Raw genomic sequence first — 26,803 nt, 5'->3', positions numbered from 1 at the left:
CCGTGACCGTGCCGCAGCGCCACTCCTGGCACCCCCCGGAGGGCGAGGAGCTCGTGGCGCGCGCCCCGGTGTCCTTCGCGACCGGCGCGGCGGACCGGGTCCAGGGCCGGCGTTGGTTCCGCGACCCCGAACGGCGCGACATACAGGGCGAGTTGCCGGACTGGCCGACAGGCCCGGCATACCGCCTCAGATCGAGGATCGGCCCCGTGGTCTGGGCCGTCCTGAAGACCGTGTTCCTCCTCGGTGTCCTCGCGCTGGCCGTGGTCTCCGACGGCAACGTGCCCTCCGGCGGCGGCTCCGGCGGCTCCGGCTCGCTGGGCAGGAGCGAGGACCCGGAGAACGAGGAGACGGACTTCCCGGTGCTGTGGGCGGCCCCCGGCACGGTCGCCCGTACCCTCCCCTGGGAACTCGACCCGGCCCGCCGCCCCGACACGGACACCACGCACCTGGTCCTGACCGACCGCCGCCTGCTGGTCCTCGGCGGACTCCAGGACCCCAGGGAACCCTGGGAGGAAGTCCTCTGGGAGACGGAGCTGAGCGCGGTCGCCACGGTCGAACGACGGCCGTTCAGCGTCGGCGGACGGGACTTCCGGATCACCTTCACGGACGGCTCGTGGTGCCGCCTGACGTCCCTGGAGGGCGAGCCCCTCGTCGGTCACCTGACGGCGGCCTGACCGTTCCGGCTAGGCCGTGACCCGTACGGTCCGGGCCAGTTCGTCGGTCAGCTCGCACAGGGCGTCCGTGTGGGCCGGCGCCTGCCAGGACGTCAGCAGGACCAGCCCCCACGTCTCGTCGGCCCGGATGCCGTACGCGCACGTCTCCATCACCGTCCCCAGCCCGTCCCGGCCGACGTCCCGGACATACGCGTGCCGGACGCGCACCGCGGGCCCGGCGGGCAGGGCGCGCAGCTCCGCCTCGGGCGGCCGGTAGGAGTCGGCGGTGGGAGCGGCGAGGAAGCTCCGGAGGAGGTCGACGGTCACGGCCGGGTACGTGTCGTCGGCGACCAGCGCCGACAACTCGATCCGGGCGAGCTCACCGAGCCGCGGCTCCGGCACGTACGACAGCGCGGTGACCGGTCCACGCCCACGGGAGTCGGCGGCGGCCGCGCGGAGTTCGGCGGCGAGGGCGTCGAGGAGCTTGGGGTCGGGGGTGTCGGGGCCGACGAGCCGCCGGGCGGCGTCCGCGGCCCAAGCGCCCAGCTCGACGGACGTGCGCACGGGCAGCGCGACGGCGTCCTCCGGCGTCCGCAGACGGACGGTGGCGGCGGCGAACTCGGGCATCAGGCCATCCATTGCAAGGTGCGGGCGACGGAGTCGAACAGCGTGACCAGGGCCTCCACCAGCGGCTCCAGCGGCGGTGCCGTCGGCGTCGAGAAGGAGAGCAGCAGCCGCTGGCCGCTGTGCGGGACGGCGAGGTAGACGTCCAGATGAGCGACGGCGAGCTTGTTGCCGTCGGGGTCGTCGGCGGCGGGCCGACGGAGGTAGCGGTGGCGTACGGCGGGGCCGGCGGGGAGGTCGACGAGGGTGACGTCGTCGGCGCCGGTGTCACCGGCGTCGGTGCGGAGGGCGAGGGAGCGGGCGATGTCGCCGAGGTCGCCGGGTTCGGTGCCGGGCGACGGCCGCAGAACCGTCACGACCAGACCGGCGGAGACGGGGACCTGGCCGAGGATCTGGTTGACGACGTACATCTCCACGCCGCCGTTGGCCTGTGCGGCCTCGGCCTGCGCCCGCATCCGCTCCGCGAGCGCGGCCTCCAGCTGCGGGGTGGCCTGCGTCCGCCGCAGCCCCCGCTTGACCAGCTTGTCGATGCGGTGGGTCCAGCGCTCCGGACTGTCCAGCACGATCCGCTCCCAGCCGTCGGGGACGGCCAGGCGGTAGTCGGAGGGGGGTGGGACGGGGGCGCTGGTGACGGCGCGGGTTTCGATGCCGCCGGTCATACGCCGGCCTCGCTCGGGCGACCCCCCCGGTTACGGGGCCTCCTGCTCGCGGGACTCAGGGCGGCGGCAGCCATCGGTGTGAGGACGAGAACGACGGCGGCGCCCAGGCAGAGATAGTCGATGACGCCGTCATCAAGGTCCGACTTGCGTCCCAGGAAAGGCCGGTAGTGCCCTGCTGGGTCGACCACCGCCTGTGTCCTCGTCCCGACCATGGTCTCGTCCGTGCACCACTTGTCGTTCCTGAACACCTGGCGGATCGATCCGTCCGGGAGCTTGACACGGCAGTACAGGGTGGTCACACCGTGCGACCCGCGGTCGACGGCCTTGGCATACGTGACCGTGGTCTCCTGCCCGCGCACCTGGAGATACCACTTGTCGGCCTGCTGGGACCCCAGCCAGACCAGCACTACATAGGCGGCCACGGCCAGCACCCGTACGACGGGGCCACCGCGCAACAGCGGGGCTTTGACCGCCACCCAGATCACGGCCATGCCCCAGACCAGGCCGACGAACAACGCGTACCTGTCGATCAGATACGTGGACGCCAGACAGCCGACCACACCCACGAGGGCGATCAGCGGCAGTCGGATCCAGGGCCATACGCCGGTGGTGTCTTCCGGCTTTCCTCCGTCGATGTCCAGGATGCGCCGCACGCGCCGCGTATGGCCGTCCTCTTCGGCGATCCGCCTCAACTCCGGCAGGCCCAGTCCGACTTCCTCGAACGTGCGCTGCTTGGCCGGCGAGAGTCCGGCGAACAATTCGTCGACGGTCCGACCGTCTTCCCGTGCCACTTCTTCTCTGCTCCCCTTGCCCTCATGGGCCTCGCGATGGTCGGGTCTCGTCGGGTGTCTCAGCCTCCGGCGACCTTCAGATGCCCGTTGTAGAAGGGGATTCCGTTCGCGCCCCAGCCGTTGGTGTGCTTCAGGCCGTCGAAGGCGTTGGGCTCCAGCGAGGTCGGTTCCCAGGAATGCAAGGGGGCCACGTTCATGACGCCCGCGGCCGTCGGCAGGATCTGGCTCGCCTGGTAGAGAGCAGCCCGCGAATAGGCCACGGTCCTGAACCCGGCGTCTGAGAGACCGAGCAGCCTGGGCAGTTTGCCCTTGACGAGTATTCCGTCGTCCTGGGCCGTCTTCGTGATGGCCTCACGTATGTCGTTGTAGTACGCCTTGAAGTCGAGGGAATCCTTGACGATCGACCGCATCTTCGGCAGGACGCTGTTCGGCCCCTTCGCCAGGGCCTCACTGATCTTGCCCGCCTTGACTCCCGTGAGCGCCTCCGCGCTCTCGCTTGCCACCTTCGCGTCCACGCCCAGCTCCCGCAGGGCGAGGAACTGTTTCAAAGCGGCCGACCCTCGCGCGGCGGTGGCCGCTTCCTTCGCGGCCGTGCCCAGGATTCGCCCGGCGCCGAAGGACAGCACACCGACGACGTCGATGGCGACGTCCAGCCAGGTGCCCTTGCCGTCCAAGGCAGAGACCGTGTCGCAGACGAGGGCGACCACCGACGCCACCAGGGCCAGCGCCACGATGATCTCGCCGAGCACGGGGATCGCTCCGAACACGAGCGCCAGGACGCAGAGCACGCCGGCGATCGCCCCCGCCCAATGCCCCACCTCGGCGACCCAGTCCTTCCAGTTGTCCCACCAGTGGTGCTTGGGATCCTTCAGCCCGTCGTGGTCGATGGCGTCCCGTATCGCCTTGGCGGCATACCCGGCCTGCGTGTCCCGGTAGTCGAGCGCGGCCCGGAGCTCCCGCTTCGCCGCGTCGAGATCCCCGTCCGAGGCCTCCTTCTGCCGCTTCAGCTTCTGCTTGTCCGGGTGGTTGTCGTCACCGGACGGATGCTGATCGATCTGCTTCTGGTAGCTACTGCTGTCGGCATCGGCAGCCGCGGCCTTCTTCAGAGCGGAACGCACGCGATTCTGCGCATGGTTGAGGGCAGTGGCCCAGTTCTCCCGCACGGTGTCGGCGATGGGCTCGTACGGCACGGACGAACCGAGTGCCGCCCCCGCCGCCGCATACCGCTGATGCGACTGGCTCAGCAGCTTGACGGTGTCGCCGGTCTTCGTGGTAAACGCCCTCCCGGCGTCGGAATCCCACCCGTTCCCGTCGACGAGGTTGTTCAGCTTGCCGGCCTGCTCCTCGATCAGCCTGGCGGTGTCGGAGATCCGCTTCCCGAGCCGGGCGACCTCGTACGGATCGCCCGGCGTGAACTCCTTGTCGTCATACCGGGCCGTCTGCCAGTCGACGCCGGAGAAGTCGTGATCGCTCACTTGTCCCCCGGCTGAGCCTTGACCAGCGCGTCGGCGAGATGCTGATCGACCCCGTCGTAGGCCTTCGCCGCCTCGCCCGCGGTCTTCCCGAGGAACTCCAGCCCGTCGCAGAGCTCTTTGCGCTTCTTCTTCCAGTCGTCCGCGAAGTCACCGAGGGCATCGGCCACCTCGCCGGACCCGATCTCGGAGCCGTACGAGTCGACGAGATCCTTCGCATGTTCAAAGTTGGACTTCAACTTCGCGACAGATCTGCTGATCTCCCGCAACTCTGTCGTGGACACCTTGACGTGATCCGCCACTACTACCCCCGTGAACAGCTACCTACCCAGCCGCCCCGCGAGACGCAGAGGGCCAGGGTCACTGTGTGTCGAGGGTTTTCGGGTCTACAACCAACGGACCGCAAAGGGAGCTCAAAGGAGCGGGCCGTCATCCGGCGGACCACACAGCCTCCACGTCCTGCTCACGCACCCCCCGCAACCGGTCCGGCGAGCTGCCGTCCCACACCACCGCTCACCCGCGAGCACCGAGTTTGCCGGGACGTTCGCCGTGGCGAAACGACGCACTCCACCGCTGGCGTTCGCCCTCTTGCCGATCTCCATTCTCACGGGGAGCCGACGCTGAAGCACCACACCCTGCCCGCCATCGCCGCTACCGCACTCACCGCGGCCCTGCTGCCGACGGCCTCGCGCCGATACGACGTACCAGCTCGTCCTGCACGCCGCGCTCGACCAGCAGCCGTGTGGTGGGTGGTCCGGCCGCTCTGCGGGGACCAACTGCACATCCTGCGGCGAGGAGGGCCGTCGGCGCCGGAAGCGGTCGATGACGGCGCGAGAGCGAGATGCGGTCCAGGCCGGTGGCCGGCGGATATTTCGTCGGCGGTGCCCTGTTGTGCTCGTGCGGTACGAGGGGCTCGGTTTCCCCGGCTACGGCTACGGCTACGGCTACGGCTACGGCTACGGCAGAACGCGGACCGTCACGGCGATCGCCATCAGGATGGGTGATGTCTCCAAGGACCGTCGGACACGTTCTACTTCCAGAGGCCGAACTGCTCGACGTAGGCGTCGCCGGTGACCGGTTGCCCCTGGTAGGTGCCGCGCACCGATGAGTCGGCCTCGTTGATTCCTGGTGTGAACGGCTGGTTGGCCTGGATTTCCTGGAGCACGGGCCTGGCGGTCACGACGAGCTCGGTGTTCAGGCCGGGGATCGTGACGGTCCATTTACCGGCGTAGCGCTGGCCGGTCGTGGGGCTGGTTTCGAAGTGGGTGGCCTGTGGGGCGAGCGGGTTGACGGAGACGACACGGTGCGTGCCGTCGGGGCTGAGGACGGTGGCCCAGTGCTTTTCTCCGTTGTTGTCGAACATGTCCCACAGGTTGAGGACCTGTCCGTTGTCGAGCCGTACGGCCATCCAGGTCCACTTGTGCAGCGTGTCCCAGTTCCAGTTGCCCCACTGGCGGTCGAGCCAGGAGGTGCCGGTGACGTGTCTGGCTGAGCCGTCCAGCGTGAGGGTGCCAGTGGTCCGCAAGTTGGGGAGCGAGTAGTAGTAGCTGGTGTCGTCCAGGAAGGGGAACAGGCCGGTTCCGTTGTTGTACAGCGTGGGGCCGACGGCCTTCAGCGTGAGGTCCAGGGTCCCCTGGTGCCGGGGCAGTTCTGCCTCCAGGTGCATGGCGTCGAGCGGGCCGGACAGTGATGCGTTCGGCATCCGCACGTCGAGCTTGCCGGCGGACGTGCTGAACTGGTCGGGCTTGAACACCTGCTGCTCCGAGGTGTACGCCCCGCTCGCTTCATCCGTGATGGAGATCTGCGTGATGCCCTTGCGGCTGAGCTGCACCTCGTAGCCGTACTTGTGCCCGCCGGCCTGGATGTGACCGACGGTGTACCACCACTCCTGCTTGGCGTTCGGGTGAGCCGCCTGGTCAGCGGGCATGTGGACGAAGGTGGGGAAGCCGGGATCATCGCCCGGACCAGGCCGCGACGCCTCCTGCGACATGGTGCGTGCGGGGCTGTTTGCGGCGTTGGCCGCCGCGGACATTCCGACAGAGCCCGCGGTGGCGACTCCGGCGAGGGCGACCGCGATCGCCATGGCCCTGCGTCCGTGGATCCGGTTCGTTGTGCGCACCGGTTCTCTCCTCTCGTAACGTGTTCTGATCCCTCGGTGTCCTTCGTGCCCCCGCCTGGCGAGTCGGCCGTTCAGGCCGGCCGGTCACCCGTCGGCGGACTCGGCCGCGACCACTGCGGCCAACCATGGCGCGCCCTCACGGCGCGGCTGTCTGCCGGCCGGACGACAGCGCCCGAGGGGAGGGCCGGGTACATCTAGCGCGTGCGCGACAAGGAGTCGCGTGACCGGCCGCGCACGATCTCGGCCAGGCGGGCAGCCTGCTCATCCACGGCCTGGGGTCCGTTGCCGGTCAGCAGGGAGTGGTCGGCGTCCCAGACCACCCTGGCGGCCGAGGGGTTGAGGGTGAGGCTGACGTCGTAACCGGCCTCCTTGAGTGCCACGTCGACGTAGTAGGTCAGGCGTGTGCGTTCTCCGGGCACCTTCGGGTATCCGGACGCGAGCATCACCTTTTCGCCGTACTTGGGGACGGTGGTGATGCGTGCGCCCTTGAAGGCGTGGTCGGGATCGGTCGTGACCTTCCCGTCGCCGTCGACCCGGTAGCGCGCCGAGGTCAGGCCCACCGGGGCGTGGCAGATGAGGGAGATCGGGACGTCGACCTCGCGGAGTGTGTTGAGCAACTCCCCCATCCACGGGTTGTTGTTGAAGTCGACCATCGGGGCGTGTCCGCCGGGCATGTGCACGAAGGCCAGGTCCGCGAGCGAGAAGTCGGAGGAGGGATCACGGTGCCGTTCGATGAGCTGCTGGATGGACAGGTACTCGCGCTGCGGCGATGCCTCGAAGCCCGCGACGACATCGCTGCGGACGGAGACGGCTTCCGCGTCCGTCCTGGGGAGCGGCTCGGAGACCGGGATGCGGCCCAGGAGCCGGTGGGCGAGGGCGAGTTCGCTCTCGCGGCGCTTGAGGAGGTCCGGGTTCTTCTCGCGCAGCTTCTCGGGGCCGAACCGCTCGACTCCGGCCTGAATGGTGGTGCGGGCGGTGGCGGGACCGAGGCCGGCGGCAGCGTGGAAGTTGAGAGCGAGTCCGTTGACGTCGAGCTGCGGCAGCCGGCCGTCCGGCGTGGCCAGGATGAAGTCGTAGTCCTTCTCGAACTCCGCCATCACGGCGGCGAGTTCGACGAGGAAGAACCCGGTCGGTATCCCGGGGTGGCCGGCGGGCTCAGTCAGCGGGAGCCGGCGCGCCGACGACAGGACGATCAGGGCCTTGGGCCGAGGTGCGGTCGATTCGGTCATGGTCTTTCCATCTCTTCGGAGTTGGTTTCAGGACGGGGGCTTTTCACGCCGGTACACCGGACGAGCGTTTGACGAGCGCGTCGAAGGTGCGGTCCGGCAGCAGCCTGTTGAGGAAGATGAGGGGGCGCGCTCCGAAACCGACGCGGTAGCGGGTGCGCGGACGCCGGGCGGTCGCCGCCCTGGTCACGGTCTTGCCGATGACGGTGGCGGGTGAGGTCATGCGGGTGCCGGGCTGCGAGCTTCGCTCCAGGGACGTGGCCATCGCGTCGGCCTGCTCGCCGTACGGGCCGTGGGAGGAGGTGGCACGCAGCTTGCCGGCCGCGATCGCACCCCAGTCGGTCCGGATGGAGCCGGGCTCGATGAGTACGACGTCGATGCCGAACCGCTTGAGTTCCAGGCGCAGCGCGTCGCTGAGGCCTTCGACTGCGTACTTGCTGGCGTGGTACCAGGCGCCCATGGGAGTGGCGAACCGTCCGCCCATGGAGCTGATGTTCACGATGGTGCCGCTGTGTTGGGCGCGCATGTGCGGCAGGACCAGTTGGATCAGGCGCGCCAGGCCGAACACGTTCACCTCGATCTGTGCGCGGGCCTCCTCCATGGGAACGTCCTCCAGCGCGCCGTACGAGCCGTAGCCGGCGTTGTTGACGAGAACGTCGATGCGCCCCTCGGCCGCGATGACCTCGGCGACCGCATTGTTCACCGAGGTCTCACTGGTGACGTCGAGCGAGAGCGTTCGCACGCCGGACTCCGCCAGGCCGTTCATCCGGTCGATGCGCCGGGCCGCGCCGTAGACGATGAAGCCGGCCTGCTGAAGCTGTCGAGCGGCGGCTTCGCCGATCCCTGAGGAGGCACCGGTGACCAGGGCTACCTTTTTCGTCATTGCCGCTCCTTGCGAGTCGTGTCCCAGCGCACTGGGGCTTGGAAGCGGTCAGGCGCGGGGCGGAGGCCGGTCCAGGGTGATCAGTGGCTTCCGCCCCACCTAACAGACCGGCGGGCTCTTCGAGCATAAGAGACCTTCGGTCTTTAAGCAAGGTACCGGGGGTCTGTAATATGTCCGCATGAACACGTTCCAGCGCGCCAGAAACGAGGAGCAGCGCGAAGTACGCCGCCGGAGCATCCTGGAGACAGCGGCGACCATGCTCAGCGAGATGCCGGTCTCAGCCCTGAGCCTCAATGAGCTCAGCCGCCGCGTGGGACTGGCGAAGTCCAACGTCATGCGCTACTTCGAGTCGCGGGAGGCGGTCCTTCTGGACCTCCTCGAGAGCCTGACCCGCGATTTTCTGACGGAGGTGGTCGATCAGCTGCCCGCCTGCATCGACCGGACCGGTCCCGCGATCACGAGAGCCGAGGCGGTGGCATCGGGACTGGCCACATCGTTCGCGTCCCGAAAGATGCTCTGCGAACTGCTCAGCGCCCAGGCCGGCATCCTTGAGCACAATGTCTCCGCCGAGCTGGCCGCGAAATACAAGCGGGGGGCCCACGAAGGTCTTGCCGGTCTGGCAGCCATGCTGCGGGAGATCCTGCCCGAGCTCGGCGACCAGGAGGCCGCCGAAGCGGCCGGCATGACGATCATCCTCGTCGGAGCGTTGTGGACGCACAGCCATCCGGCGGAGGCCGTGCGGACCGCCTACGCCGGCGATCCGAGTCTCGTATTCATCCGTACCCCCTTCGCCGCGACGCTCGAACGTTCGATCGCCGTCTACCTGATCGGCCTGCTGGCCCAATCCGAACGGTGATCCCAGCGGGACCAACCGAGCGCGGGCTCAAGCGCCGCGTCGGCAGAGGTCTCGCGCCGCCATCGGCCCGCGCCGCCATCGGCTCGCGCCGATCGGCCATCCCTCTCCGGCACCTTCCGCCTCGGATCCGCGCATGGACGGAGCGGGGCGCAGGAGGGGACCTGGGCCCCCGCAACCGAACCGCTCAACGGAGTTCAGGCTTCCTTGCCGAACAGCGGGACATCACCAGGGGCCAGATCGCTCCTGACGCGCACCAGCCGCACGGGGTGCCGCCACCGGCCGGTCGCGCCCAAGGCCACATCGACCGCTACCGGTCCAGCGCCCCAGCGCCGTCGGCGTGAACTGCCGCGGCACGACGTCGCAGTGCTCGCACAACTCGATCACCGACTGGACCAACGGGTCGACCGACGCCGGCATCAGCCCAGCCGCGCCCCGAGCCCTGATTCACCGTCGTCACCCAGAAGACGCGCAGCGAGGTGCACGCGCACCTGCCGAGGCAGACCGGGCCGGAGGGCTGAGCACACACCGGCGGGGGCACGATAAGAAAACGGACCAGCCACGTCGCATCCGGTTCACACCATATTGCCCACGTTGGCAAGGAAGTTCGCGCTGGCGAATCGAGAACCTCGCAGATAGCGTTTGTGTCCTTGCCAAACATCTGTCTCACGGGGGAGTCCACAGTGAAGCGCCGCACCATGCCCGTTGCCGCCGCGCTCGCCGCGACCGCAGCTCTGCTGCTGACGGCGTGCGGAGGCGGGGACGACAGCGCCAAGGGCAACAACGACAAGATCTCGGGGGCCGGTACGGGAGGGTCGAGCTCTCCGTCGCCCTCGCCCTCCGCCTCGGCCGACAAGAACGCGCCGGCGTTTGCCTATCCATCGGACATCGACACGACCGTGGAGCGGCAGTCGACCGGGGACGCCACGAAGGACGCCGTCCTGCGGGACGTCGCCTACTCGGCACAGGCTCGGCTCGAAGCCTTCGCCAAGGGCCAGGGCCAGACGGCCAACATGAACCGCTACTTCGCCGCATCGGCCCTTTCATACTGGACTCAGCGAGTTGCGACGGTCAGAAAAGAAGGCCTCACCGTCACTGGCCACTACCGCTTCTTCAACTTCGAGGTCACGGATGTAGCGAGCGGCAAGACGGCTGCCGTCCGTTACTGCGAGGACCAGAGCAAGGGTTACAGCAAGGAAATCAAGACCGGCAAGGTGCTGCGCACCAAGCCGAGCAATGATGACTTCATCTTCTACACGCTTCAGGCCGCGAAGGACTCACGCGGTGACTGGCAGGTGACCGAGCAGACCTGGAAGAAGGCGGACTCCGCGTGCGTACAGGGCTGAGGTCAACAGCCGCTTGTCCGCTTCTCGGGACACTCGTTGCGGCGACTCTCGTTGTGGCCATCGGGCCCTTGTCTCCCGCCTACGCGGGGGACGGCCAGGTCGATGGCAAGGGGGGCGGCACTCGGACTGATCAACCGCCCGCCGACTCCGGCACCGGCTCCGGTTCGGATTCCGGCGCCGACTCGGGCGCCGGCACCATCGGCGCCCACATCCGCATCAACCAGAAGACGACTGGCTCGTCCACCTCCACCGCGACCACGACCTCCTCGAACGCCAACTGGAAGCCCCCCGTCTGCTGGTACGAGCCGATGTACTCGCCGGACGAGTACGAGGACTTCATCAAGTCCTCGTACAAGGGCGCCCAGGAACCGGCCGCGAGCTACGCGAAGAAGCGCGCCGACGAGGACTACCACAAGGGCGACAAGGGCCTGTGGTGGCAGGTGCAGTTCCGGAACGACAACTACACCGACGCCTGTCCCGTGACCCCAGCCAACTGGGAGATCTGGATCCCGCCCGCCCAGCCGAAGGCGGATCCCAACCAGCTGACTCCGGAGATCCTCTCCGAACTCGCCTACAACTCCACGAAGTTGCCGAAGCCGCCCGTGGTGCTGAGCCCGAGCCCGGACCGACTCAAGGTGAACCTCGGTACGCGGGTGAAGTTCGAGGGGAACTTCGACCGGGTCTGGACGACCGCCAGCATCAACTACAAGGGCGTCGCGATGGCCGCGACGACCGTCGCGACTCCCGTGGCCCTCAGGGTCGACGCGGGTACGTCGGACGCCGATCCGCAGACCTGCACGTACGACCTGGTGAAGGGCAACGACGGCTACACGGTCGACAGCAAGGACGCGGCCTGCAACGTCACCTACCAACGCTCGTCCGGAACCGGCACCTACCCCTTCAAGGCGTCGATCACCTGGAAGGTGACCTGGACGGACTCGGCCGACCCCGACGGACCCGCACGGCAGCCGGGCCTGCCCGACGGCCTGTCGACGTACGAGCAGAACGTGACCGTGAAGGAAATCCAGGCGGTCAACCGCTGACGAGACGTGGGCGGCCCGCCGAGCTCCGGCTCCGGGCTGCTCCAGGAGACCGGAATCCGACATGAGTGACCTGCGCCTCGAAGACACGATCTTCCAGGACCTGAAGAAGACCTTCTCGTCCATCAGCGACCGCATGGAGACCACCCGCCGCACCCTCCGCAGCGCGGACGCCTCGGCCGTCGGCGAGAAGCAACTCGTCGAAGACGTCCAGGACTTCGCCGACGACTGGGGCTACGGCATCAAGCAGCTGGGCAAGCACACCCAGGGCGCCGTGAAGATGATCAACAAGATCGGCGAGAGCTTCGGCAAGCTCGACCTGGACCTGGCCGAGTCCCTCAAGGCTCCCCAGCAGAAGGGCAAGTGACGTGGCTGGGCAACGGCCTGCCTTCCCCCACATAGGCTGGGACCCCACGCCGGGGAGCGTGGAGGACACCCGGGACCTCGCAAAACAGCTCGGCAAGCTGGCCGGCGAGTTGGGTACGGCGCTGAGCGAGCTGGAACGCATCGAGACCGGTGCCTGGAAGGGCAAGACCGCGATCGCCTTCAGCGAGTACGTCGGCCAAGACGTCACCCCGCTCATCCGCAAGAGCCACGAGTCCTTCGACAAGGCCTCGCGCGCCCTGCACCGCTGGGCAGGCGACCTCCAGGACTTCCAGGACCGGGCGGACCGGCTGGAGAAGAGCGCCGGGGAAAAACTCGACGCGAGGGCCGAGGCCGAAGGGAAGGCCGCCGGCAAGGGCAGCGACGAACTCGCCAAAGCCTCGAGCGCCGTGGACGGCGTCATCCAGAAGGTCCATGAACTGGAGGCGGACTACCGGGCAGCCGCCCGTCAGGTCAGCAAGGAGCTCGACAAGGCCGGCGACATCGCGCCCGACGAGCCAGGCTTCTGGGACAAACTCGGCAAGGGTATCGAGGGTGCCTGGGACGCCACCGGCGACTGGATCAAAGATCACGCGGACGTCTTCAAGGCGATCGGCGACCTCCTCAGCCTGGCCAGCGGTGTACTGGGACTCCTCGCCATCATCACCGCTCCCTTCGAACCCCTAGGCGCCATCTTCGCCGTCGCAGCGATGATTACGAGCGGCGCAGCCCTCCTGACCCATCTGGTTGCCAAAGCAGCAGGCGCGGACGTCAGTTGGACCGAGATCGGATTCGACGCCCTCGGTGTCCTGCCTGGTGTCAAGGGGCTCACAGGCAGCGCAGAACTCGCGAAGGGCGCCAACGCGGCCGCACGGGCCGCAGAGCTCGGCGAGGGCTACCGCGGTGTAACCAGCGTCGGGAAGGCATTTGTTCTCTTCGGCCCCATCAAAGCGGTGCCCATGGTGAAACTGGGTGAAGGCGGCAGCCGACTGACCTTGGCGGTCGAAAGCGGATTGCAGAATATTCGCAAGGGTCAGTTTCTCGGCACCCAGGGCATCAACTTGGTGTCGGGTTTGAAGTTCATCAAGGGGGCCGACGCAATCGCCCCCATGGGCAGGGCGGGCCGTATCATCGATGGTTCGATCAAGGGCGCCCTCGATGCCTACAAGGTGCATACCATCGCAAAAAATGACTTTGGGGGCTGAGCGCTGTTCATGAGCATCCCCGAGACACTCCAGGACCTGACTATCGAGGGCGCCGTACTGCCCCCAATGGCCTTCCGACTGCCCCACGGTATGCACGCGATCGAGGTTTCACTCGATGCAAACGAGCGGGCACAGGCAGCACAGCAACTCGTCCGCGAGATCTATCCACATGGTGAAGTGCCGCTGTGGGAAACCATGGGGTCGCTGTACAGCGCCATGGCCGACCAGATGCTTGCGAGCGGGGTCGGTTTCTTCGGTATCGGACTCTACGGACTGGAGGACGACGGAGGCGTGGCACACTGCTCGCTCACCATCGCGGCCTTCGAGTCGGGTGAGACGGATCAGGAGGTCGTCGCGCAGGGAATCAAGGCACTTCTGCTCCGGGACCCATTGCGCGAGGTGACCTGGCTGGACCTCCCGTGTGGGCCGGCGGTCTGCGGAGTCACCTTCCAGAAACTTGTCGTGGACGGCGGATACACGAAGTCCGGCCAGGACGAGGAACTCATCATGGGACAAATCCAGGTGCACATCCCGTTCGCAACCGGTCCGTACACCGCTGTGTTTACCCTGGACACGGCTTCAGTGGAACAGTGGGATGAGTTCGCACACGCCGTGGCGGGAATCGTCGGCTCGGTGGAATTCCCGCCCTCGACCGCTCCTGCCGGTCTTCCCGACTGACCGAGTTGTGTTCCTCCGTGGAGAGATGACGTACTGATGGACTGGTATCCCGAAGCCGACGAGGACCTGCTGATCAGGACCGCGGCCAAATTCGCCACCGGCATCTCACCGGCTGTCTCCGGATCCCGCTGGTTCCGAGATCTCGATCGCAACGACATCCAGCAGGAACTGCGTGACTGGCCTGAGGGTCCGAGCTACACCCTGCGTACGACTGGGGACCGTGTCGCGCAACGCACCGGCCGTGCCTTCGCCGTCGGGATTCCACTGATCGCCAACCTCATCGCGAACATCGGCGGAGCCGCTGGCTCGCCCTTCGGCGACGTACCCGTGCGTGGAAGGCCGGAGGAACCGGAGAACGAGGTCGAGGACTTTCCCGTCATGTGGGCCGCGCCCGACACTCTGGCGCGGACCGTGCCCTGGCAACTGGATCCAGCGCGCCGCCCCAAGGGCTACGCCACCGACGTCGCCCTGACGAGTCGGCGCCTGCTCTTTCTTGGTACCCGAACAGGCACATTGGACAAGGCCGACGTGCTCGCGGAATTCCCTCGCGATTCTCTCGCCGGAGCAAGGCGGATGACATACAGCGAGGCCGAAGCCGACGTACGGCTGAGCTTCGTGGACCAGTCCTGGATCCGTCTGTTCACCGGCAATCCCGACAGCGCCGAGCGGCTGTGCCAGCTACTCTCCGGAGCCGTCCACACCGTCACCGAAAGCGAGTTGTCCCCAGGTCAGCGTGCCCGGCTGACGCGATTCCTCGGCGAACTCCCCAGCCGTTCCCAGCCCCCGGTCATCACCCGGCTCCGGAGCGGGATCGTCATGGTGGAGGTGAGTGTGCCCACGAAGGCAGCCAAGGACGTTCACGAGACCCACTCCATCCTCATGGGTCCCTCCGGAGAAGCAGCGGCGCCGAAGCCGGGCGATCTGTAGCGAGGTACGCATCCGAGGGCGGACGGCAACAGTATCGGTCACGCGCCACACATCGACGTCGAGTAGCCGACGCAGCTCAAAGAATGCAGAAGAGGCCGCGCGACACACCGCGCGGCCTCTTCAGTTGTCCGAATCGCTCTCCTTCTCCGCGTCGACCGTTGGCTGTTCGACCACGAAGGATCCCTTGCCGCGCACTGTGACGATGAGGCCGCGCTCGCGCAGTTCCTGTGCGGCGCGACGTGCGGTGAGACGGGCTACGCCGTACTCGTCGGCAAGATGGTTCTCGGAGGGGATGGGCCTGTCCGGTGCCAGATCTCCAGATGCGATCTTCCCTGCGATGACGTCGGCCAGCTGAACATAGAGCGGTCTGGCGCTCATGGGGTCCAGCGGGGTCATCGATTCTTCCGTATCGCTCATATGTCCAACGTAGAGCGGTGGCGACCTGCACAATCGTATGGATCCCTCTGCACTTGTATGCAGAGGGCTATAGACCGGTGTAGCGTCAAAGACGACAGACCCCGGCGAGGTGGCTAGACCTCCCGGGGCACGGCCAACGCTTACAAGGAGCGTCGACATGCACGACCCTATCCCTCGCGCCCTCCAATGGCTGCGCCTCCTCTTCGCCCCCGGCACCGGTAAACGGCGCCGCCGCCCTCACCGTCAGCCCTTCCTCCACCTGCACCTCACCCTCGTACGCTGCCCGCTCACCGCCGAGCCCCGGCACCTCCCCGGCCACCGGTCGCCGTACGGCCTGGTCACCTTCCTCGACGGCGCCGACTCCGCGCTCGTCCGCCCCTACCTCACCGCCCACGAACGCGAGGCCGCCCTCCAGCGGCGCCGCCGCCTCACCCTCGTACTCGCCGCCGACTTCGGGATCGACCTCGACCAGCACGTGGTCGGCGCGCCGGAGGTGGCTGCCTGATGGAACAGGCAAGGAGCAACACGCACGCCCCAGCCTCCGCCCGCCTCCTCCCCTGGCCCACCCCCGAGGGCAAGCCTTGCTACTTGGTCACGGACAACAACGGCAGCTACCTCTCCCGCCTCGCCGACGACCAGGAGGCCGCCCAGCTCACCACCGCCACCGACGTCCTGGTCAGTGCCCGCGAGGTGCTCGACGACCTGATGTCGCCGTACACCGAGGTCCGCTACGTCGGCATCCGTCTCGCCGAATGCCTCACCGACGCGCTGCGCGTCGCCGAGTCCCGAGGCATGCGCTTGGGCGTACCGGACGATGAGGACGACCACGAAGGCACCCACGGACAGGCAACGCAGAACACGGCGACCGGGCTACGGTTGAAATCACCACGCGTCGAATGAGTTCAGCGGTCATGATTGCCGACGCCGCCGAACCGATATCGACCGTCCTGCCCATGCCGGAGCACCTCGAAGGCCCCGCGCGCGGCGATCGCGCGGGACACCCCGCAGCTGCTTCCCACCTTCGACTCCGACGCCGGCCTTCCGGAGAACAAGCACGTCGAACCCGTCCGGTCCACCGCTTCCAAGGGGCTGCGGATTCTGTACTTCGAGTGGAGGTCTTCTGACGGCGAAGCCAAGCCGAGCACACCGGTGGCAGCAGAGGACCGTCGGGTGATCGCGGTGGGGCGGACGGCCCGTCAAGGGCCCGCTCGCCCCACGGGGCTTCTGCGGCCCGTTCACGGTATTCACATATGCACGGACCGCTTCGCCTTGCCAGTGGGGTGCGTCGAGAAACCAGGGGGACGAACGTGCGGCCGCCTCATGGCCGTGGAAACGACGGTCGGCTCGGCTTACCTGAGGAACGACGGAGCGGCTGACAGCCTCCCAGCCGCCCGCCCCCCTCCCCCCACACACCAGGAAGCCGGTCTCCGGAATGACCGGATCTGGGGGGAAGTTCACGCTAGCGAACCACACTTCTTGAAGATAGCGTTGGACTCTCTTGACGAACTTCTGACTCTCGGGGGAGTCCACTGTTGAAGCGCCGCCGAACACTGCTCCACGTGTGTCGCAGCGAAGGACACCGGACCCTTGCCAGGCGATGCGACGGGGGCGAGCGAGCCCTTGCCGCCGACTGCGGCGCACACTGCTCCTCCGCGTTCCCTGCCGCCACGAGTGCGAAGACCCCTGATTGCCGCGGGGAAGAAGCATATGGCTGACCGCCTGGTAGTGGACGGCGGCGAACTCGCCCATTTCATGAAGCTGCTCAACAAGTCGAGCAGTTCACTGAAGGGTCTACGCAAGGCCCTGAGCGATGCCACCGTCACGGGTCTGGGCACCGACGACCTGGACTCGGCCTGCGAGGACTTCCAGGACGACTGGAGGTACGGGACCGAGGAGATCGGAAAGCAGACCGAGGACCTCGCCAAGATCATCGGCGAGAGCAAGAAGAGCTACGAAGAGGTCGACAAGGCGTTGGAAGAGGCCTTGAAGAAGTCCAAGCACAGCGGCGCAGGGGGGACGAAGTGACGTACACGCCGGGCGCCGAAAGGCCGCCGTACGCCAACTCTCCGGCCGCCCGCGACGGCACTCTGCCCCAGGGCCTGAAAGCCTCTCCGTCCATCCCGAATCCGGACTATCCGCACCTGGGCTTCAACCCGACGCCGGGTGACACCGACACAGTCCACGACCTGTACCTCAAGCTCGGCAACTGCGCCAAGGTCCTCGAAGAGTCCCATGGGCTCGTCACCAAGCTCATGGACGGCAGTTACTGGGAGGGCGACGCCGCTGTGGCCTTCCGCGAGCAGATCGAGGGAGGCCCCCTCCCCCTCAATCTGAAGAACGCGGCGCACTCCATCCGTAAGGCCGCTCGCCAACTCGACAGCTGGGAGGGCGAGCTCGAAGAGTTCCAGCGTCGGGCCAAGAAGCTTGAGCAGGAGGCCCAGGACGCCCGGTCCACCCTGGACGCGGCGAAGGGGAATGCCGCGAAGGCGAAGAACGATCCCGGGCTCAAGGGCAAGGGAAGCGAGCACGACAAGGCACAGAAGAGCCTGACCCACGCCAACACCGCCGTGGAGACAGCGCAGTCCGAACTCGACGAGATCATCGGACGGGCGAAGAAGCTCGCCGAGGAGCACGAGGAGAAGGCTCGGTACCGCGCCGGAAAGATCCGCGACGCCACGCAGAAACTGGCGCCGCACGAGCCGGGCTGGCTGGACGAGTTCAGCGACTGGTTCACCGAGAACCTGCCCGACATTCTGAGTTTCACCGCGGGTGTCATCGGTCTGGTGGCGCTGTTCGTGGCGACCGGAGGTGTGGCCGCGGTGGTGCTCCTGCTGACGGCAGCCGCATTGAGTGCGACCGCCCTCACCATGCGGCTGAGCGACTCCGAGGTGCTCGCCTCACTCAAGGACGGATTCACCAAAGGTGAGTTCGACTCCGACTTCTGGGGGAATGTCGTCAGTCTCGGCGGCGACGTGCTCGGAGCGGTTCCCGGTGTGGGCGCAGTGGGCCTGGGCGCCCGTGGCGCAGTGAACGCCCTCCGCGCCGGCGAGGAAGCCGTCACCCTCGGAACGGTGCTGAGGACATTCGGCGGCGAGACGATGACTCATGCCAAGGCGATCACCGGCCTCGGAAATCCGGCGTTGAACCTGGTCGTGCGTGGGGCACGGGACTCGGCACGGGCCGGTGAGATCGTGGAGATCACCTCTGCTTCGCTCGGTGTGGTGACTGCGGGCTACGGACTGGTGTCCAGCGCCGTGGACGAGCTCGACAACGACGGTGCCAAGGACAGCGGCACCGGAATCGACGGCGTTCGAAGCATCCTGGACGGCGGCGCGCTGATCGACCTCGCACGGCATGTGTTCTGATTCGAAGAACGAGAAAGAGCTCATATGAACCCCGCAGACCACCCCACAGCGTGGGAGCACCCTCCGACCCGGCAAGCCTGGGGCAAGCAGCTGGCGATGAACGTGGCCGCTCTCGTCGCCTGGATCGCGTCATGGTTCGCCCTGCTGGCCGCATTGGCGGTGTTCCTGGGGCCCGGGTTCGTGGTCGTCGTCGTACCGTTCCTGATGTACAGCTTTTACCGGGCCTTCCTTCAGCTCTTCGTGATCGCCGGCGTCTTCCGGATGCGCCGGGTCCTGCGGGTGTACCCCTGGCAGCTGTCCCACGAGATCCCGTACGGCCTCACCAAGCGAACCGATGTCGTCGGCAGGCAGTTCGGCTGGTTCGAGTTCCCGAACCCGGCTCGGCCGGAGGAGTCGCTGCCCATGGTGTTCGGCCGGCACTGGGGAGTGGGCTGGTGGAGCCGACGCATGTCACCCCGTGCGGCATCCGAGCTGAAGGCCCAGATCGGCGAGGTGTGGTTCGCCGGCGACCCACGTTTCATCGGGGTGCTCGGCGCGCCCGCGTCCGACGGATCGATGCCACGCCGCCTCCGTTTCCTTCACCAGCAGAGCGGGGCGGACGAAGAGACTCGTGGTGTCGCCGGCTGGGGGGCCACCGCCGAGGACATCGAGCGCGGTCGTCGCGCCGGGGTCGTGCCCACCCGTCCCTGAATCCCCGACACCGACGGAACTTTCGAAGAACATGGATCCAACGCCCCAGATCGTCATCGACGACTCGGCCACCGACCCGCACGCCGGAATCTGGTTCGCCACCCCCGGCGGCTTCACGGAGCTGCCCATCGACGTGCTTCTCGCGCCGCCCGCTTCTGCCGACGCGGACCGGCTCCGTCAGGCACTGGCCCCCCTGGTCGAGGCCATCCCCGACGGCGTCACCAGGCAGCAGTTCATCGCCCAGCTGGCATCGGGACAACAACTCCTTGGCGCCCTGCGCGAAGTGGGCACCGTCCACTGCGCTCTGGGCGTCCACCGCGACGATGTCGCGGGGAGCAGCGGCGATACCCTGCACTCCCTCTTCACCGTGTCATGGCGGGACGTCGCCTGGGCACCGCGGCCGGTGAGCGCGGCACGGGCAGTGGCGACGGTGGAGCAGCATGCGCACGTCGAGTACCTGGACCTGCCCAGCGGACCGGCGTCCATGGGCGAGACGGTACGCACCCCATCCCCCGAGTCCGGTCTTCCCCCGACCCCGCTGCTCCAGATCCACGCCTACCTTCCCCACCCGGACCGCAGGCGCATGGCAGTTCTCACACTCAGCACCACCGCGGTGGAACGACGCGTCCAATACCGCGCGATACTCCACAACATCGCGGAACTCACGAGCTTCGAATCGCCCTTGGGCGACGCCCGGAAAGAGAAGTGAAGGAAGGGCACTGAGCCCGCCTTGACGCATCGCGCCTCGCCGAGTGCCTCACCGACGCACTGCGCGTCGCTGAGTCCCGGGGCATGCGCCGACGGGCAATGTCGAATGCGGGAAGCACAGGGCCGAACCGGAGCCGTGTGCATCGGTATACCCGCCGTACGCCCGCCCGAGCTGCAAAGCGCCGCGATAGCGAAACGGAACTCATGCCCTACGGCACCGGTACGCGACACACAAGCGCACCCAAGGCCGTCACCCGTTCAGGCTGGATCAGGACGCAGGTCACACCCCCGAGCACCCCATGCGCCCAGGATTATCACCATTCACAGCGATGTTCGCGCTGGCGAAACCGGGAACCTCCCCGATACCGTCGGATCTCTTGAATGGACTTTTGTCTCATGGGGAGTTCACTGTGAAGCGCCGTACTTTGCCCGCCGCTGCCGCACTGGCGGCAACCGCAGCACTGCTGTTGACCGCCTGCGGCAGCGGGGACGACAAGGCCAGCGACAACGACAAGATCGCCGGGGCCGACCAGGGGACGAAGACGCCGGCGGCTTCGGCATCCGCTTCAGGAGCACCGGCAGCGGACAAGCCGGACGGCGTGGATGTGTCGCTGCCGAAGGACATGGACCTGACCATGGTCTTCGACTGGGACAAGCCGAAGGACAAGAACGAGGCGGCGGCGATGGAGGATGCCGCGAACTTCCTCCGCGCCATCTACCGGGGCATCGACAAGCGAACGACCAAGGACGCGGCACTGACCACGTACGCCACCGGTGACGGGCTCCACTACGGGCAAGTGCAGATCAATGACTGGATCAAGGGCGGTTGGACGGCGACCGGCACGGAGCGCCACTACGACGTCAGCACCCGGTCCACCACGAACAGCCAGGCCGTGGAGGTGGCTTTCTGTGTGGACTCGACCAAGTTCTATGGCAAGGAGATCAAGACGGGGAAGGTCCTGAAGACCAAGCCCAGTCTCGCGGACTTCGACTACTTCAAGATCGTCATGGCCAAGTTCCCCACGGCCGACGACCTGTGGCAGGCATCCAAGGTGTACGTCCAGACCAAGGCGGCGAAGTGCCAGTGAGCGGGTCGCGACGCGTACTGCTCGGTACCGGAGCGCTGACGCTGGTTCTCGGTGGTCTCCTCCTCACGGAACCGGCCTACGCGTCAGGACCGCTGGGCAAGGATAAGGGCGCCGACACAGAGCAGTCGGGCGGCGGGGACTCGAACGGCATCTACGCCACCGCAAAAATCCAGTACTCCGGCGCCGTCACCAAGGACGGCGGCACCGGAAACATGACCTCCTCCGACGTCAACTGGACGCCTCCGCCGTGCTGGTACGCCCCCTACCTCGGCGCCAAGGACTTCAAGAAGAAGATGTCCGGGCAGATCGAGAGTGCCAAGAACACCCCCGGTATGGGCGGTACCGCGGGCGCGGCGATCGGCGAGATGCAGCGTCACTACGAGGACGAGTACGGCTGGACGGACACCCCCGGCTACAAGGACTACAACGTCGACAAGGACGGCGAGGGGATGTTCTGGGCCGCGGTCGAGAATCCCGACGAACCCGACGTGCTCAAGCGGAGTTCGTGCAACGACCTCCCCTTCTGGGTCGACAACGGCAACGCCCCGCCGGCCCGGTTCAAGCAGGCCATCAAGCCGGAGATCCTCGCCGCCCTCGCGTACCAGCGCATGCAACTGCCCCACACCAAGGTGACCCTCGCGCCCGCGGCCACCACCAAGGTGAACCTGCCGACCTGGGCCTGGCTCGACAAGGCCGTCTTCGGCGAGGTGCAGGCCACGGCGGCGCTCAACGTCCCCGGCTTCAGCATCCAGGCCACGACCACCGCGAAGCCCGTCTCCCTCAAGCTCGAACCCGGCACCGCGGACGCCGAGACGTTCCCCGCCTCCGGCGAGTGCGTCTTCAACGCCGACGGCTCCATCGGCCAGCCCTACGCCAAGGGAGACGCGGGCAAGACGCCGCCCTGTGGCATCAGGTACCTGCGCTCCTCCGGCGACAGCGTCTTCAAGCTTCGGGCGACGATCACCTGGAAGATCTCCTGGACGGGAACCGGCAACGCGGGAGGAGACCTGCCCGACGGCACCTTCGGAACCACGCAGGACGTCACCGTCAAGGAAATCCAAGCCGTCGTTCGCTGATCAGACGCATGTGTCCTGCGGAGAGAGGGAGTTCGCCGTGCCGTTCGGGCAACACCCGGCGGTCAGGACGCCAGTGCTGGCCTGAGCCGAGACGATCGCGTGTGCGGTCCCCTGGTCGTCGACGAGCAGTCGACGACCATCGGCTCCCCTCGGCTCAGAACCCCACCGTCAATGTCCGCGCGATGCTGTCCGCGGCCTCCTCGATCTCCTCGTCGATGCCCGGCACGGACCAGGAGACCTGGAGCACGACGGCGTTGTCGGTGCCCTCCGGGAGAACTCCGTACGTGACTGTCTGCAGCAGCACTCCGGGACCGCCGCGTGGCATGCCGGCCGCCGCGAAGTGCTGGCGGAGGCGCACGGCGGGGCCGAGAGGCAGTTCGGGGTGTGAGATCTGCGGGGGGCCGAACTCGTGTGTGCTGAAGGTGTCCGCCAGCCAGTCGAGGGAGAAGCGAGGAACTGTCTCGTCGGGCCGGAAGACCTCGACCTCCAGGAGGGCCAGGGCGGTGTCGAACCCGTCCGGATAGAAGGCGAAGCCGTACAACGGACCGCGGTTGCGGCTGTCCTCGGCCCAGCCCCGCAGGTCCTTCCGCAGGGCTCTGCTGTCCAGTTCGTACCCCGCCGCGCGACTCCGCTCGCAGAGTTCCGCCGCGGTGGTCTTCGCCCACTTCTTCACGTCGTCCGAGGGATCGAGCGGGAGCGGCACCCAGTCCGTCGGGCAGACGATGCCGCATGTCTCGATGTCACTCATGGGTTCCGTCACCGTCCAGCCAGGTGAGCGAGCCGGCCACCGCGTCGAAGAGTTCGACCATGGCGTCGGCGATCTGCAGGAGTGGGGTGGAGAAGGTCAGCAGGACGTGCGCTGTGGTTCCCGGCACGAGTAGTTGGTAGTCCACTGTCACGGAGGGCAGCGCCTCGTCGACGCTTCCGGGTGCCCCGGCGGGAGCAGGGGTGCCCGGCTGCCCTGTCGCTCGGCGCACGCGAACCGCCGTGCCCGCCGCCAGCTCCAAGACCGTTGCCTCGGCGGCCATGTCGGCCGAGAGACGCCTGGCCAGTTCGGTCGGGTCGGGCTGGGCTGTGCCCGGTGCCGGTCGCAGCAGCGTGATCAGCAGGGAAGCGGGGATCGTGAGGGGGCCCGCCTGCTGGAGACTCAGGTACAGCTCGATTCCGCCGTCCCGGTAGGCCGCCGTGGCCTGCGCCAAGAGTTCGTCCCGCAGTTGCCGCTTGAGGTGAGGTGCGTTGTCGACTCCCGCGAACTGGCGGTCGACCAAGGCGTCGACCGAGCCCTCGCGCCCCTCCGGGTCGATCCGTACCCGGAACCAGCCCTCCGGCAGCAACAGCCGGTAATCACCGGGGGATGCGGGGTTGCGGGTGCTGCCCACGTTCGCGGTCACAGTGGCTCCGGGGTCGTCGGTCCGGCCGGGGTCGTCACGCATGCTCGTTCGGCTTGTCATAGTGGAAGCGGCTGTACAGCGACTTCGCCGCGGCCGGGCCCCATTCGGCCACGATGGTCAGTGCGGAGAACAGACCGGCCAGGCGGGCTGTGACGCTGTCGCCGAAGAGTCCGGCGAGCAGCACGAGGCTGAAGAGGGGAACCAGCAGCAGCTCGTTTCCGCCGATCACCGAGCTGTGCCAACTCGTCTCGGCGCGCGCGTCCTTGGCCGGCAGAGGCGACATCGCGCGAGCGTCAGCAGCGAGGGGGTGGCTGTGCCACCAGGGCTTCGTGGCCCCCGCGGCCTGCCCGCTGCTTCGTACCTCCTCGTCCACTGCGGAGACCGAGAGCGCCGAGACCATTTCCTCCCAGCGACTCCGGCCCAGCGGACCGGCGAACCAGTGCCGCCACGGCAACAGCGCCCGGGCCTGGCCGCTGTGGTCCCTGAACTCGACGCCCAGCGGCTGCCGGTCCGCCGGGGACACGAGGCGTACGAGCCGCGCGACGCCGTGCGCGCCATCGCGTCCGAGCCAGCGCTCCCGACCGACGGTGTCGGTCAGCACCACGTCACCGGGCAGCACGCGTGCGGACGCCGTACGGCGAAATCGAGGCGTGGCTCCCTCACCTGTCGCCGGTTCGGGCGTGATCAGTACCGCCTCGGCGAAATATCGGCCGTCGTCCCGTCGGTTGCGCCACCACGCGCCGACACGCACCACGGAGTCGGCTGCCGGTACCGCGAACAGAGCGCTCGCGGCGATCGGCAGGCACCAGTCGACATCGCCCGCGAAGGCGACGACGAGAGCGACGAGCCAGCCCAAGAGGCCGAGTCCTCTGATCCAGCTGTGCCAGCGGGGCAGTTCGCGATGAACCGCGCGGTCCGGAGCCGGTCCCGAGCTGCCGTGTTCCGGCAACTCACGTTCACCGGTCTTCGAACGCGGCTTGTCCTCCACCGGGATGCCGAGGGCCGCTGCCAACTCCCGCAGCCCGGTCCGGTCCAGGCACTTCGCGGGTTTCAGTTCCAGGATCCCCACGATGCCGGCTTCCGGCAGCCAGTCGGCGAGCGGGACGCACAGGACGTCATGCCCGTCCTCGTTCTGGAAGACGAGGACACCCCAGCGCTCCGCAGGCCGCTTGGTGACGGTTTCCCACGCGTCGGTCGGCGGCGGGACGAACACGGCTCGCCGAATGCCTCCCGGACCGACCGGATACCGGCGCTCTCGCAGGCGCCGGTCGCGTACGACAAGGGTCTTTCCGTCCGCGTAGAGACGAGCCCGGCGTACGACATCGACGTTGTGCGGGCGCATGCGTCTGGGCCGCACCAGAGCGTTCTGCCTGCCCGGCACCTCCTCCGTCGTCCGCTGCTCGGCCTTCACTGTCCGCTCACCCATCGCCTGTCGTCGTGGCGTCCTTGACCCCGGTTGCCGACCAGACCCCGTCGTCCAGCCCGCTGATCCCGACATGATCGCCGATCCAGCCCGTGATCTCGCCCTTGTCGAGGAGGTCGGTGGCCGAGGCGACGAAGGTCGAGCCCGCCCAGATCCGGGTCTGCGTCTTGAACACTCCGCCGGCCGCCTTCACGGCATCGTCGGCTCGCAGGGACTCCGAGATCTGTCCCATGCTCTTCTCCAGCCCGGCGATGCCGCTGTCCCCGACCCGTGGCCATGCTCCAGCCCAGGTGGAGCCGTCACCCAGCTGCCGCAGGTTGCTCCAATTGAGATCCTTGACGCCCTTGAGGCCTTCCCATGTCTCCTTGCCGATCGACCCAGGGCTGAAGGCATCCATGAGCCGGGCGGTTCCGGGGTTCCATCCCTTCGGTGCGCCGGCGAGGGCCTCGGCACCGGCCTTGCCACGCAGCGCACCGCCGCTGAGTTCGTTGGCTCGCCTCCAGGTCTGGCTCAGGGCCCGCTGGTAGGCGGCCGTACCGGGCTTCGCCTTGATGCCGGCCCTGAGCACGCGCCCCGCCGCGGACCTCGCGGAGACCTTGGCGGCGAGTGACGCGCCCTTGGCCCCCGCGATGGCACCTCGGCCGATGCCCAGCGTGACGAGGCCGACGACGTCTAGGGCGACGTCGAACCAGCTGCCGTCGCCGGACAGGGCCAGCAGCAGGTGCCCCACGAGCGAGACCAGGGTGGCGAGGAGCGCGATGCTGCCCAGGATGCCGGCGAGCGCCTGGCCGACGATCGGGATCCACCCCACCATCAAGGAGAGCGTCCCGCAGATCGTGGCGATCCAGCCGCTCCACGCAAGGATCGATTCGATCACCCCGGCGTGATCGTGCACCCACCCCTTGAACTTGTCCCAGCCACTGTCCTTGAGACCGTCATGGTCGATGGCGTGCCGGATCGCGTCGCGGGCTCGTTTGGCCGCCGCGTCCCGGACGTCCTTCGCCGTCTCCAGCTCCTTCTTCGCCCGCTCCAGCGCCGAACTGGCCGCCTCCTGGCGGTTCTGGAGCTTCTTGCGGCTCGGATCGTCGTCCGGGGTGTCCTTGGGCAGCTTGTCGAGGGCGCCGCCGCTCGCCCGGTGCTCGTCGTCGGCGGTCCGGGCGTCGCGGAGTGCCTTGTCGGCCATCTGCTGCGCGCGGTGGAGCTCCGAGGCGTACTCGGTGGAGGACGAACCGTCGAGAACCCGCTCGCCCAGCGCGTCGGCCGCCGCGTCGTAGCGCTGGAAAGCCTTGCGCAGCTTCCCTCCGGCCTCTTCCGCCTGCTGCCGGAATTCGTCCGCCGCCTTGCTCTTCCACGCCTCGACCGAGGACAGGGCCTTGATCTCGGCGGCTTGCTTCTTGATGGACTCGGCGGTCTTCCGCAGTTCTCTGCCGAGTGCGGCGACTTCGTCGGGGTCGCCGGGTACCGGATCGGCCGATTCGCCGATCACCGCCCACTCGTCGGCCCGGGGCCGTGTCACTTCGCGCCTCCGGTGGGCCTGGCCGGCTTGGCATCCGTCCCGCGCAGGGCCTCGGCGAGCTGGTGGTCGATGTCCTCGTAGCCCTTCGCCGCAGCGGTGAGGATCTTCGAGAGTTTCTCCAGTTCGTCCAGCAGACGCCCGCGGTGGACCCGCCAGTTGTCGCCGAAGTCGTCGAAGACGTCGACCAGCCCCTGTTCGCCGAAGACGGGCACCCCCAGCCCCTTCGCAGGGTTCGCGTTATCGGCGAACTCCTTGTGGATCCTGGAAAGCGAGCGTGCGCTCTCCTTGAT

The 26,803-nt window shown here is 67.7% G+C and carries 30 protein-coding genes; 16 read left to right on the top strand and 14 right to left on the bottom strand.

All coding sequences use genetic code 11. The annotated features are described in order from the left end of the window. Window positions 1–2 precede the first annotated feature (2 nt). Entirely contained in the window at window positions 3–674 is a 672-nt protein-coding gene (locus tag ABT137_RS16390) for a hypothetical protein (RefSeq protein ID WP_351708809.1), read from the top strand. A gap of 9 nt (window positions 675–683) precedes the next feature. On the opposite strand, the gene ABT137_RS16385 is transcribed toward ABT137_RS16390, so the two are convergent. The 8 genes from ABT137_RS16385 to ABT137_RS16350 all read right to left on the bottom strand — a co-directional run bounded on the left by ABT137_RS16385 (window position 684) and on the right by ABT137_RS16350 (window position 8,427). Next, entirely contained in the window at window positions 684–1,280 is a 597-nt protein-coding gene (locus ABT137_RS16385) for a hypothetical protein (protein ID WP_351708806.1), read from the bottom strand. Further along, a complete protein-coding gene (locus ABT137_RS16380; protein ID WP_351708803.1) occupies window positions 1,280–1,936 on the bottom strand; it encodes a hypothetical protein in 657 nt (218 codons plus the stop codon). Before ABT137_RS16380 ends, ABT137_RS16385 begins: the two co-directional genes overlap by 1 nt. Next, window positions 1,933–2,727: a hypothetical protein gene (locus ABT137_RS16375; protein WP_351708800.1), complete on the bottom strand. Its 795-nt coding sequence runs from the start codon at window positions 2,725–2,727 to the stop codon at window positions 1,933–1,935. The genes ABT137_RS16380 and ABT137_RS16375 overlap by 4 nt, the downstream gene beginning before the upstream one ends. Before the next feature lie 59 nt (window positions 2,728–2,786). Beyond that, window positions 2,787–4,202, bottom strand: coding sequence for an MrpF/PhaF family protein (locus ABT137_RS16370; RefSeq protein ID WP_351708797.1), 1,416 nt, complete (start codon window positions 4,200–4,202; stop codon window positions 2,787–2,789). Continuing rightward, window positions 4,199–4,438: a hypothetical protein gene (locus ABT137_RS16365; protein ID WP_365706376.1), complete on the bottom strand. Its 240-nt coding sequence runs from the start codon at window positions 4,436–4,438 to the stop codon at window positions 4,199–4,201. The genes ABT137_RS16370 and ABT137_RS16365 overlap by 4 nt, the downstream gene beginning before the upstream one ends. 791 nt (window positions 4,439–5,229) lie before the next feature. Further along, window positions 5,230–6,318, bottom strand: coding sequence for a lipocalin-like domain-containing protein (locus tag ABT137_RS16360; protein ID WP_351708791.1), 1,089 nt, complete (start codon window positions 6,316–6,318; stop codon window positions 5,230–5,232). A 194-nt stretch (window positions 6,319–6,512) separates the two neighbouring features. Continuing rightward, on the bottom strand, window positions 6,513–7,547 hold the full coding sequence (locus ABT137_RS16355; RefSeq protein WP_351708788.1) for a type 1 glutamine amidotransferase family protein: 1,035 nt from the start codon (window positions 7,545–7,547) through the stop codon (window positions 6,513–6,515). Window positions 7,548–7,590: 43 nt separating this feature from the next. Next, on the bottom strand, window positions 7,591–8,427 hold the full coding sequence (locus tag ABT137_RS16350; protein ID WP_351708785.1) for an oxidoreductase: 837 nt from the start codon (window positions 8,425–8,427) through the stop codon (window positions 7,591–7,593). Window positions 8,428–8,605: 178 nt separating this feature from the next. Here ABT137_RS16350 and ABT137_RS16345 point away from each other — a divergent pair, with 178 nt between their 5' ends. The 7 genes from ABT137_RS16345 to ABT137_RS16315 all read left to right on the top strand — a co-directional run bounded on the left by ABT137_RS16345 (window position 8,606) and on the right by ABT137_RS16315 (window position 14,839). Next, entirely contained in the window at window positions 8,606–9,283 is a 678-nt protein-coding gene (locus ABT137_RS16345) for a TetR/AcrR family transcriptional regulator (RefSeq protein ID WP_351708782.1), read from the top strand. A gap of 680 nt (window positions 9,284–9,963) precedes the next feature. Continuing rightward, window positions 9,964–10,626: a hypothetical protein gene (locus ABT137_RS16340; RefSeq protein ID WP_351708779.1), complete on the top strand. Its 663-nt coding sequence runs from the start codon at window positions 9,964–9,966 to the stop codon at window positions 10,624–10,626. 68 nt (window positions 10,627–10,694) lie between these two features. After that, the gene (locus tag ABT137_RS16335; protein ID WP_351708777.1) at window positions 10,695–11,669 is read left to right on the top strand and encodes a hypothetical protein; all 975 of its coding nucleotides are present in this window, start codon (window positions 10,695–10,697) and stop codon (window positions 11,667–11,669) included. 61 nt (window positions 11,670–11,730) lie between these two features. Further along, the gene (locus ABT137_RS16330; protein ID WP_089099578.1) at window positions 11,731–12,033 is read left to right on the top strand and encodes a hypothetical protein; all 303 of its coding nucleotides are present in this window, start codon (window positions 11,731–11,733) and stop codon (window positions 12,031–12,033) included. 58 nt (window positions 12,034–12,091) lie between these two features. Beyond that, window positions 12,092–13,234 carry an enoyl-CoA hydratase/isomerase family protein gene (locus ABT137_RS16325; RefSeq protein WP_351708775.1) on the top strand — a complete coding sequence of 381 codons (1,143 nt, stop codon included), beginning with the start codon at window positions 12,092–12,094 and terminating at the stop codon, window positions 13,232–13,234. 9 nt (window positions 13,235–13,243) lie between these two features. Beyond that, window positions 13,244–13,912: a hypothetical protein gene (locus ABT137_RS16320; RefSeq protein ID WP_351708774.1), complete on the top strand. Its 669-nt coding sequence runs from the start codon at window positions 13,244–13,246 to the stop codon at window positions 13,910–13,912. A 36-nt stretch (window positions 13,913–13,948) separates the two neighbouring features. Then, on the top strand, window positions 13,949–14,839 hold the full coding sequence (locus tag ABT137_RS16315) for a hypothetical protein (RefSeq protein ID WP_351708772.1): 891 nt from the start codon (window positions 13,949–13,951) through the stop codon (window positions 14,837–14,839). Window positions 14,840–14,959: 120 nt separating this feature from the next. Here ABT137_RS16315 and ABT137_RS16310 read toward each other — a convergent pair whose 3' ends face one another. Then, a complete protein-coding gene (locus ABT137_RS16310) occupies window positions 14,960–15,256 on the bottom strand; it encodes a GntR family transcriptional regulator (RefSeq protein WP_351708769.1) in 297 nt (98 codons plus the stop codon). Between the two features lie 157 nt (window positions 15,257–15,413). Between ABT137_RS16310 and ABT137_RS16305 the strand changes: the two genes are divergently transcribed. The 8 genes from ABT137_RS16305 to ABT137_RS16270 all read left to right on the top strand — a co-directional run bounded on the left by ABT137_RS16305 (window position 15,414) and on the right by ABT137_RS16270 (window position 22,183). Then, complete coding sequence (locus tag ABT137_RS16305) at window positions 15,414–15,761, top strand: hypothetical protein (protein ID WP_351708766.1); 348 nt, start codon at window positions 15,414–15,416, stop codon at window positions 15,759–15,761. Continuing rightward, window positions 15,761–16,156 (top strand): hypothetical protein, encoded by a 396-nt coding sequence (locus tag ABT137_RS16300; protein WP_351708763.1) that lies wholly within the window; start codon window positions 15,761–15,763, stop codon window positions 16,154–16,156. Before ABT137_RS16305 ends, ABT137_RS16300 begins: the two co-directional genes overlap by 1 nt. Window positions 16,157–16,963: 807 nt before the next feature. Next, a complete protein-coding gene (locus ABT137_RS16295) occupies window positions 16,964–17,281 on the top strand; it encodes a hypothetical protein (protein ID WP_351708760.1) in 318 nt (105 codons plus the stop codon). Continuing rightward, a complete protein-coding gene (locus ABT137_RS16290) occupies window positions 17,278–18,621 on the top strand; it encodes a putative T7SS-secreted protein (RefSeq protein WP_351708757.1) in 1,344 nt (447 codons plus the stop codon). The genes ABT137_RS16295 and ABT137_RS16290 overlap by 4 nt, the downstream gene beginning before the upstream one ends. Before the next feature lie 24 nt (window positions 18,622–18,645). Further along, entirely contained in the window at window positions 18,646–19,311 is a 666-nt protein-coding gene (locus ABT137_RS16285; protein WP_351708754.1) for a hypothetical protein, read from the top strand. Window positions 19,312–19,342: 31 nt separating this feature from the next. After that, the gene (locus ABT137_RS16280; protein ID WP_351708751.1) at window positions 19,343–20,020 is read left to right on the top strand and encodes a hypothetical protein; all 678 of its coding nucleotides are present in this window, start codon (window positions 19,343–19,345) and stop codon (window positions 20,018–20,020) included. A 409-nt stretch (window positions 20,021–20,429) separates the two neighbouring features. Further along, window positions 20,430–21,107 carry a hypothetical protein gene (locus ABT137_RS16275; RefSeq protein ID WP_351708748.1) on the top strand — a complete coding sequence of 226 codons (678 nt, stop codon included), beginning with the start codon at window positions 20,430–20,432 and terminating at the stop codon, window positions 21,105–21,107. Continuing rightward, a complete protein-coding gene (locus ABT137_RS16270; protein WP_351708745.1) occupies window positions 21,098–22,183 on the top strand; it encodes a hypothetical protein in 1,086 nt (361 codons plus the stop codon). The genes ABT137_RS16275 and ABT137_RS16270 overlap by 10 nt, the downstream gene beginning before the upstream one ends. A 154-nt stretch (window positions 22,184–22,337) precedes the next feature. On the opposite strand, the gene ABT137_RS16265 is transcribed toward ABT137_RS16270, so the two are convergent. The 5 genes from ABT137_RS16265 to ABT137_RS16245 are packed head-to-tail and all read right to left on the bottom strand — an operon-like array spanning window position 22,338 to window position 26,725. After that, a complete protein-coding gene (locus ABT137_RS16265) occupies window positions 22,338–22,931 on the bottom strand; it encodes a hypothetical protein (protein WP_351708742.1) in 594 nt (197 codons plus the stop codon). Next, entirely contained in the window at window positions 22,924–23,616 is a 693-nt protein-coding gene (locus tag ABT137_RS16260; RefSeq protein WP_351708739.1) for a hypothetical protein, read from the bottom strand. Before ABT137_RS16260 ends, ABT137_RS16265 begins: the two co-directional genes overlap by 8 nt. Beyond that, window positions 23,609–25,000 (bottom strand): hypothetical protein, encoded by a 1,392-nt coding sequence (locus tag ABT137_RS16255; protein ID WP_351708736.1) that lies wholly within the window; start codon window positions 24,998–25,000, stop codon window positions 23,609–23,611. The genes ABT137_RS16260 and ABT137_RS16255 overlap by 8 nt, the downstream gene beginning before the upstream one ends. After that, window positions 24,993–26,513, bottom strand: coding sequence for a putative T7SS-secreted protein (locus ABT137_RS16250; protein WP_351708733.1), 1,521 nt, complete (start codon window positions 26,511–26,513; stop codon window positions 24,993–24,995). The genes ABT137_RS16255 and ABT137_RS16250 overlap by 8 nt, the downstream gene beginning before the upstream one ends. Beyond that, a complete protein-coding gene (locus ABT137_RS16245; RefSeq protein ID WP_351708730.1) occupies window positions 26,510–26,725 on the bottom strand; it encodes a hypothetical protein in 216 nt (71 codons plus the stop codon). Before ABT137_RS16245 ends, ABT137_RS16250 begins: the two co-directional genes overlap by 4 nt. Window positions 26,726–26,803: the final 78 nt, after the last annotated feature.

Origin of the sequence: Streptomyces sp. NPDC001980 (genome assembly GCF_040296885.1) — a bacterium.
In the GTDB taxonomy this organism is placed as follows: domain Bacteria; phylum Actinomycetota; class Actinomycetes; order Streptomycetales; family Streptomycetaceae; genus Streptomyces.
This window is presented reverse-complemented; position numbering and strand designations above follow the sequence as displayed.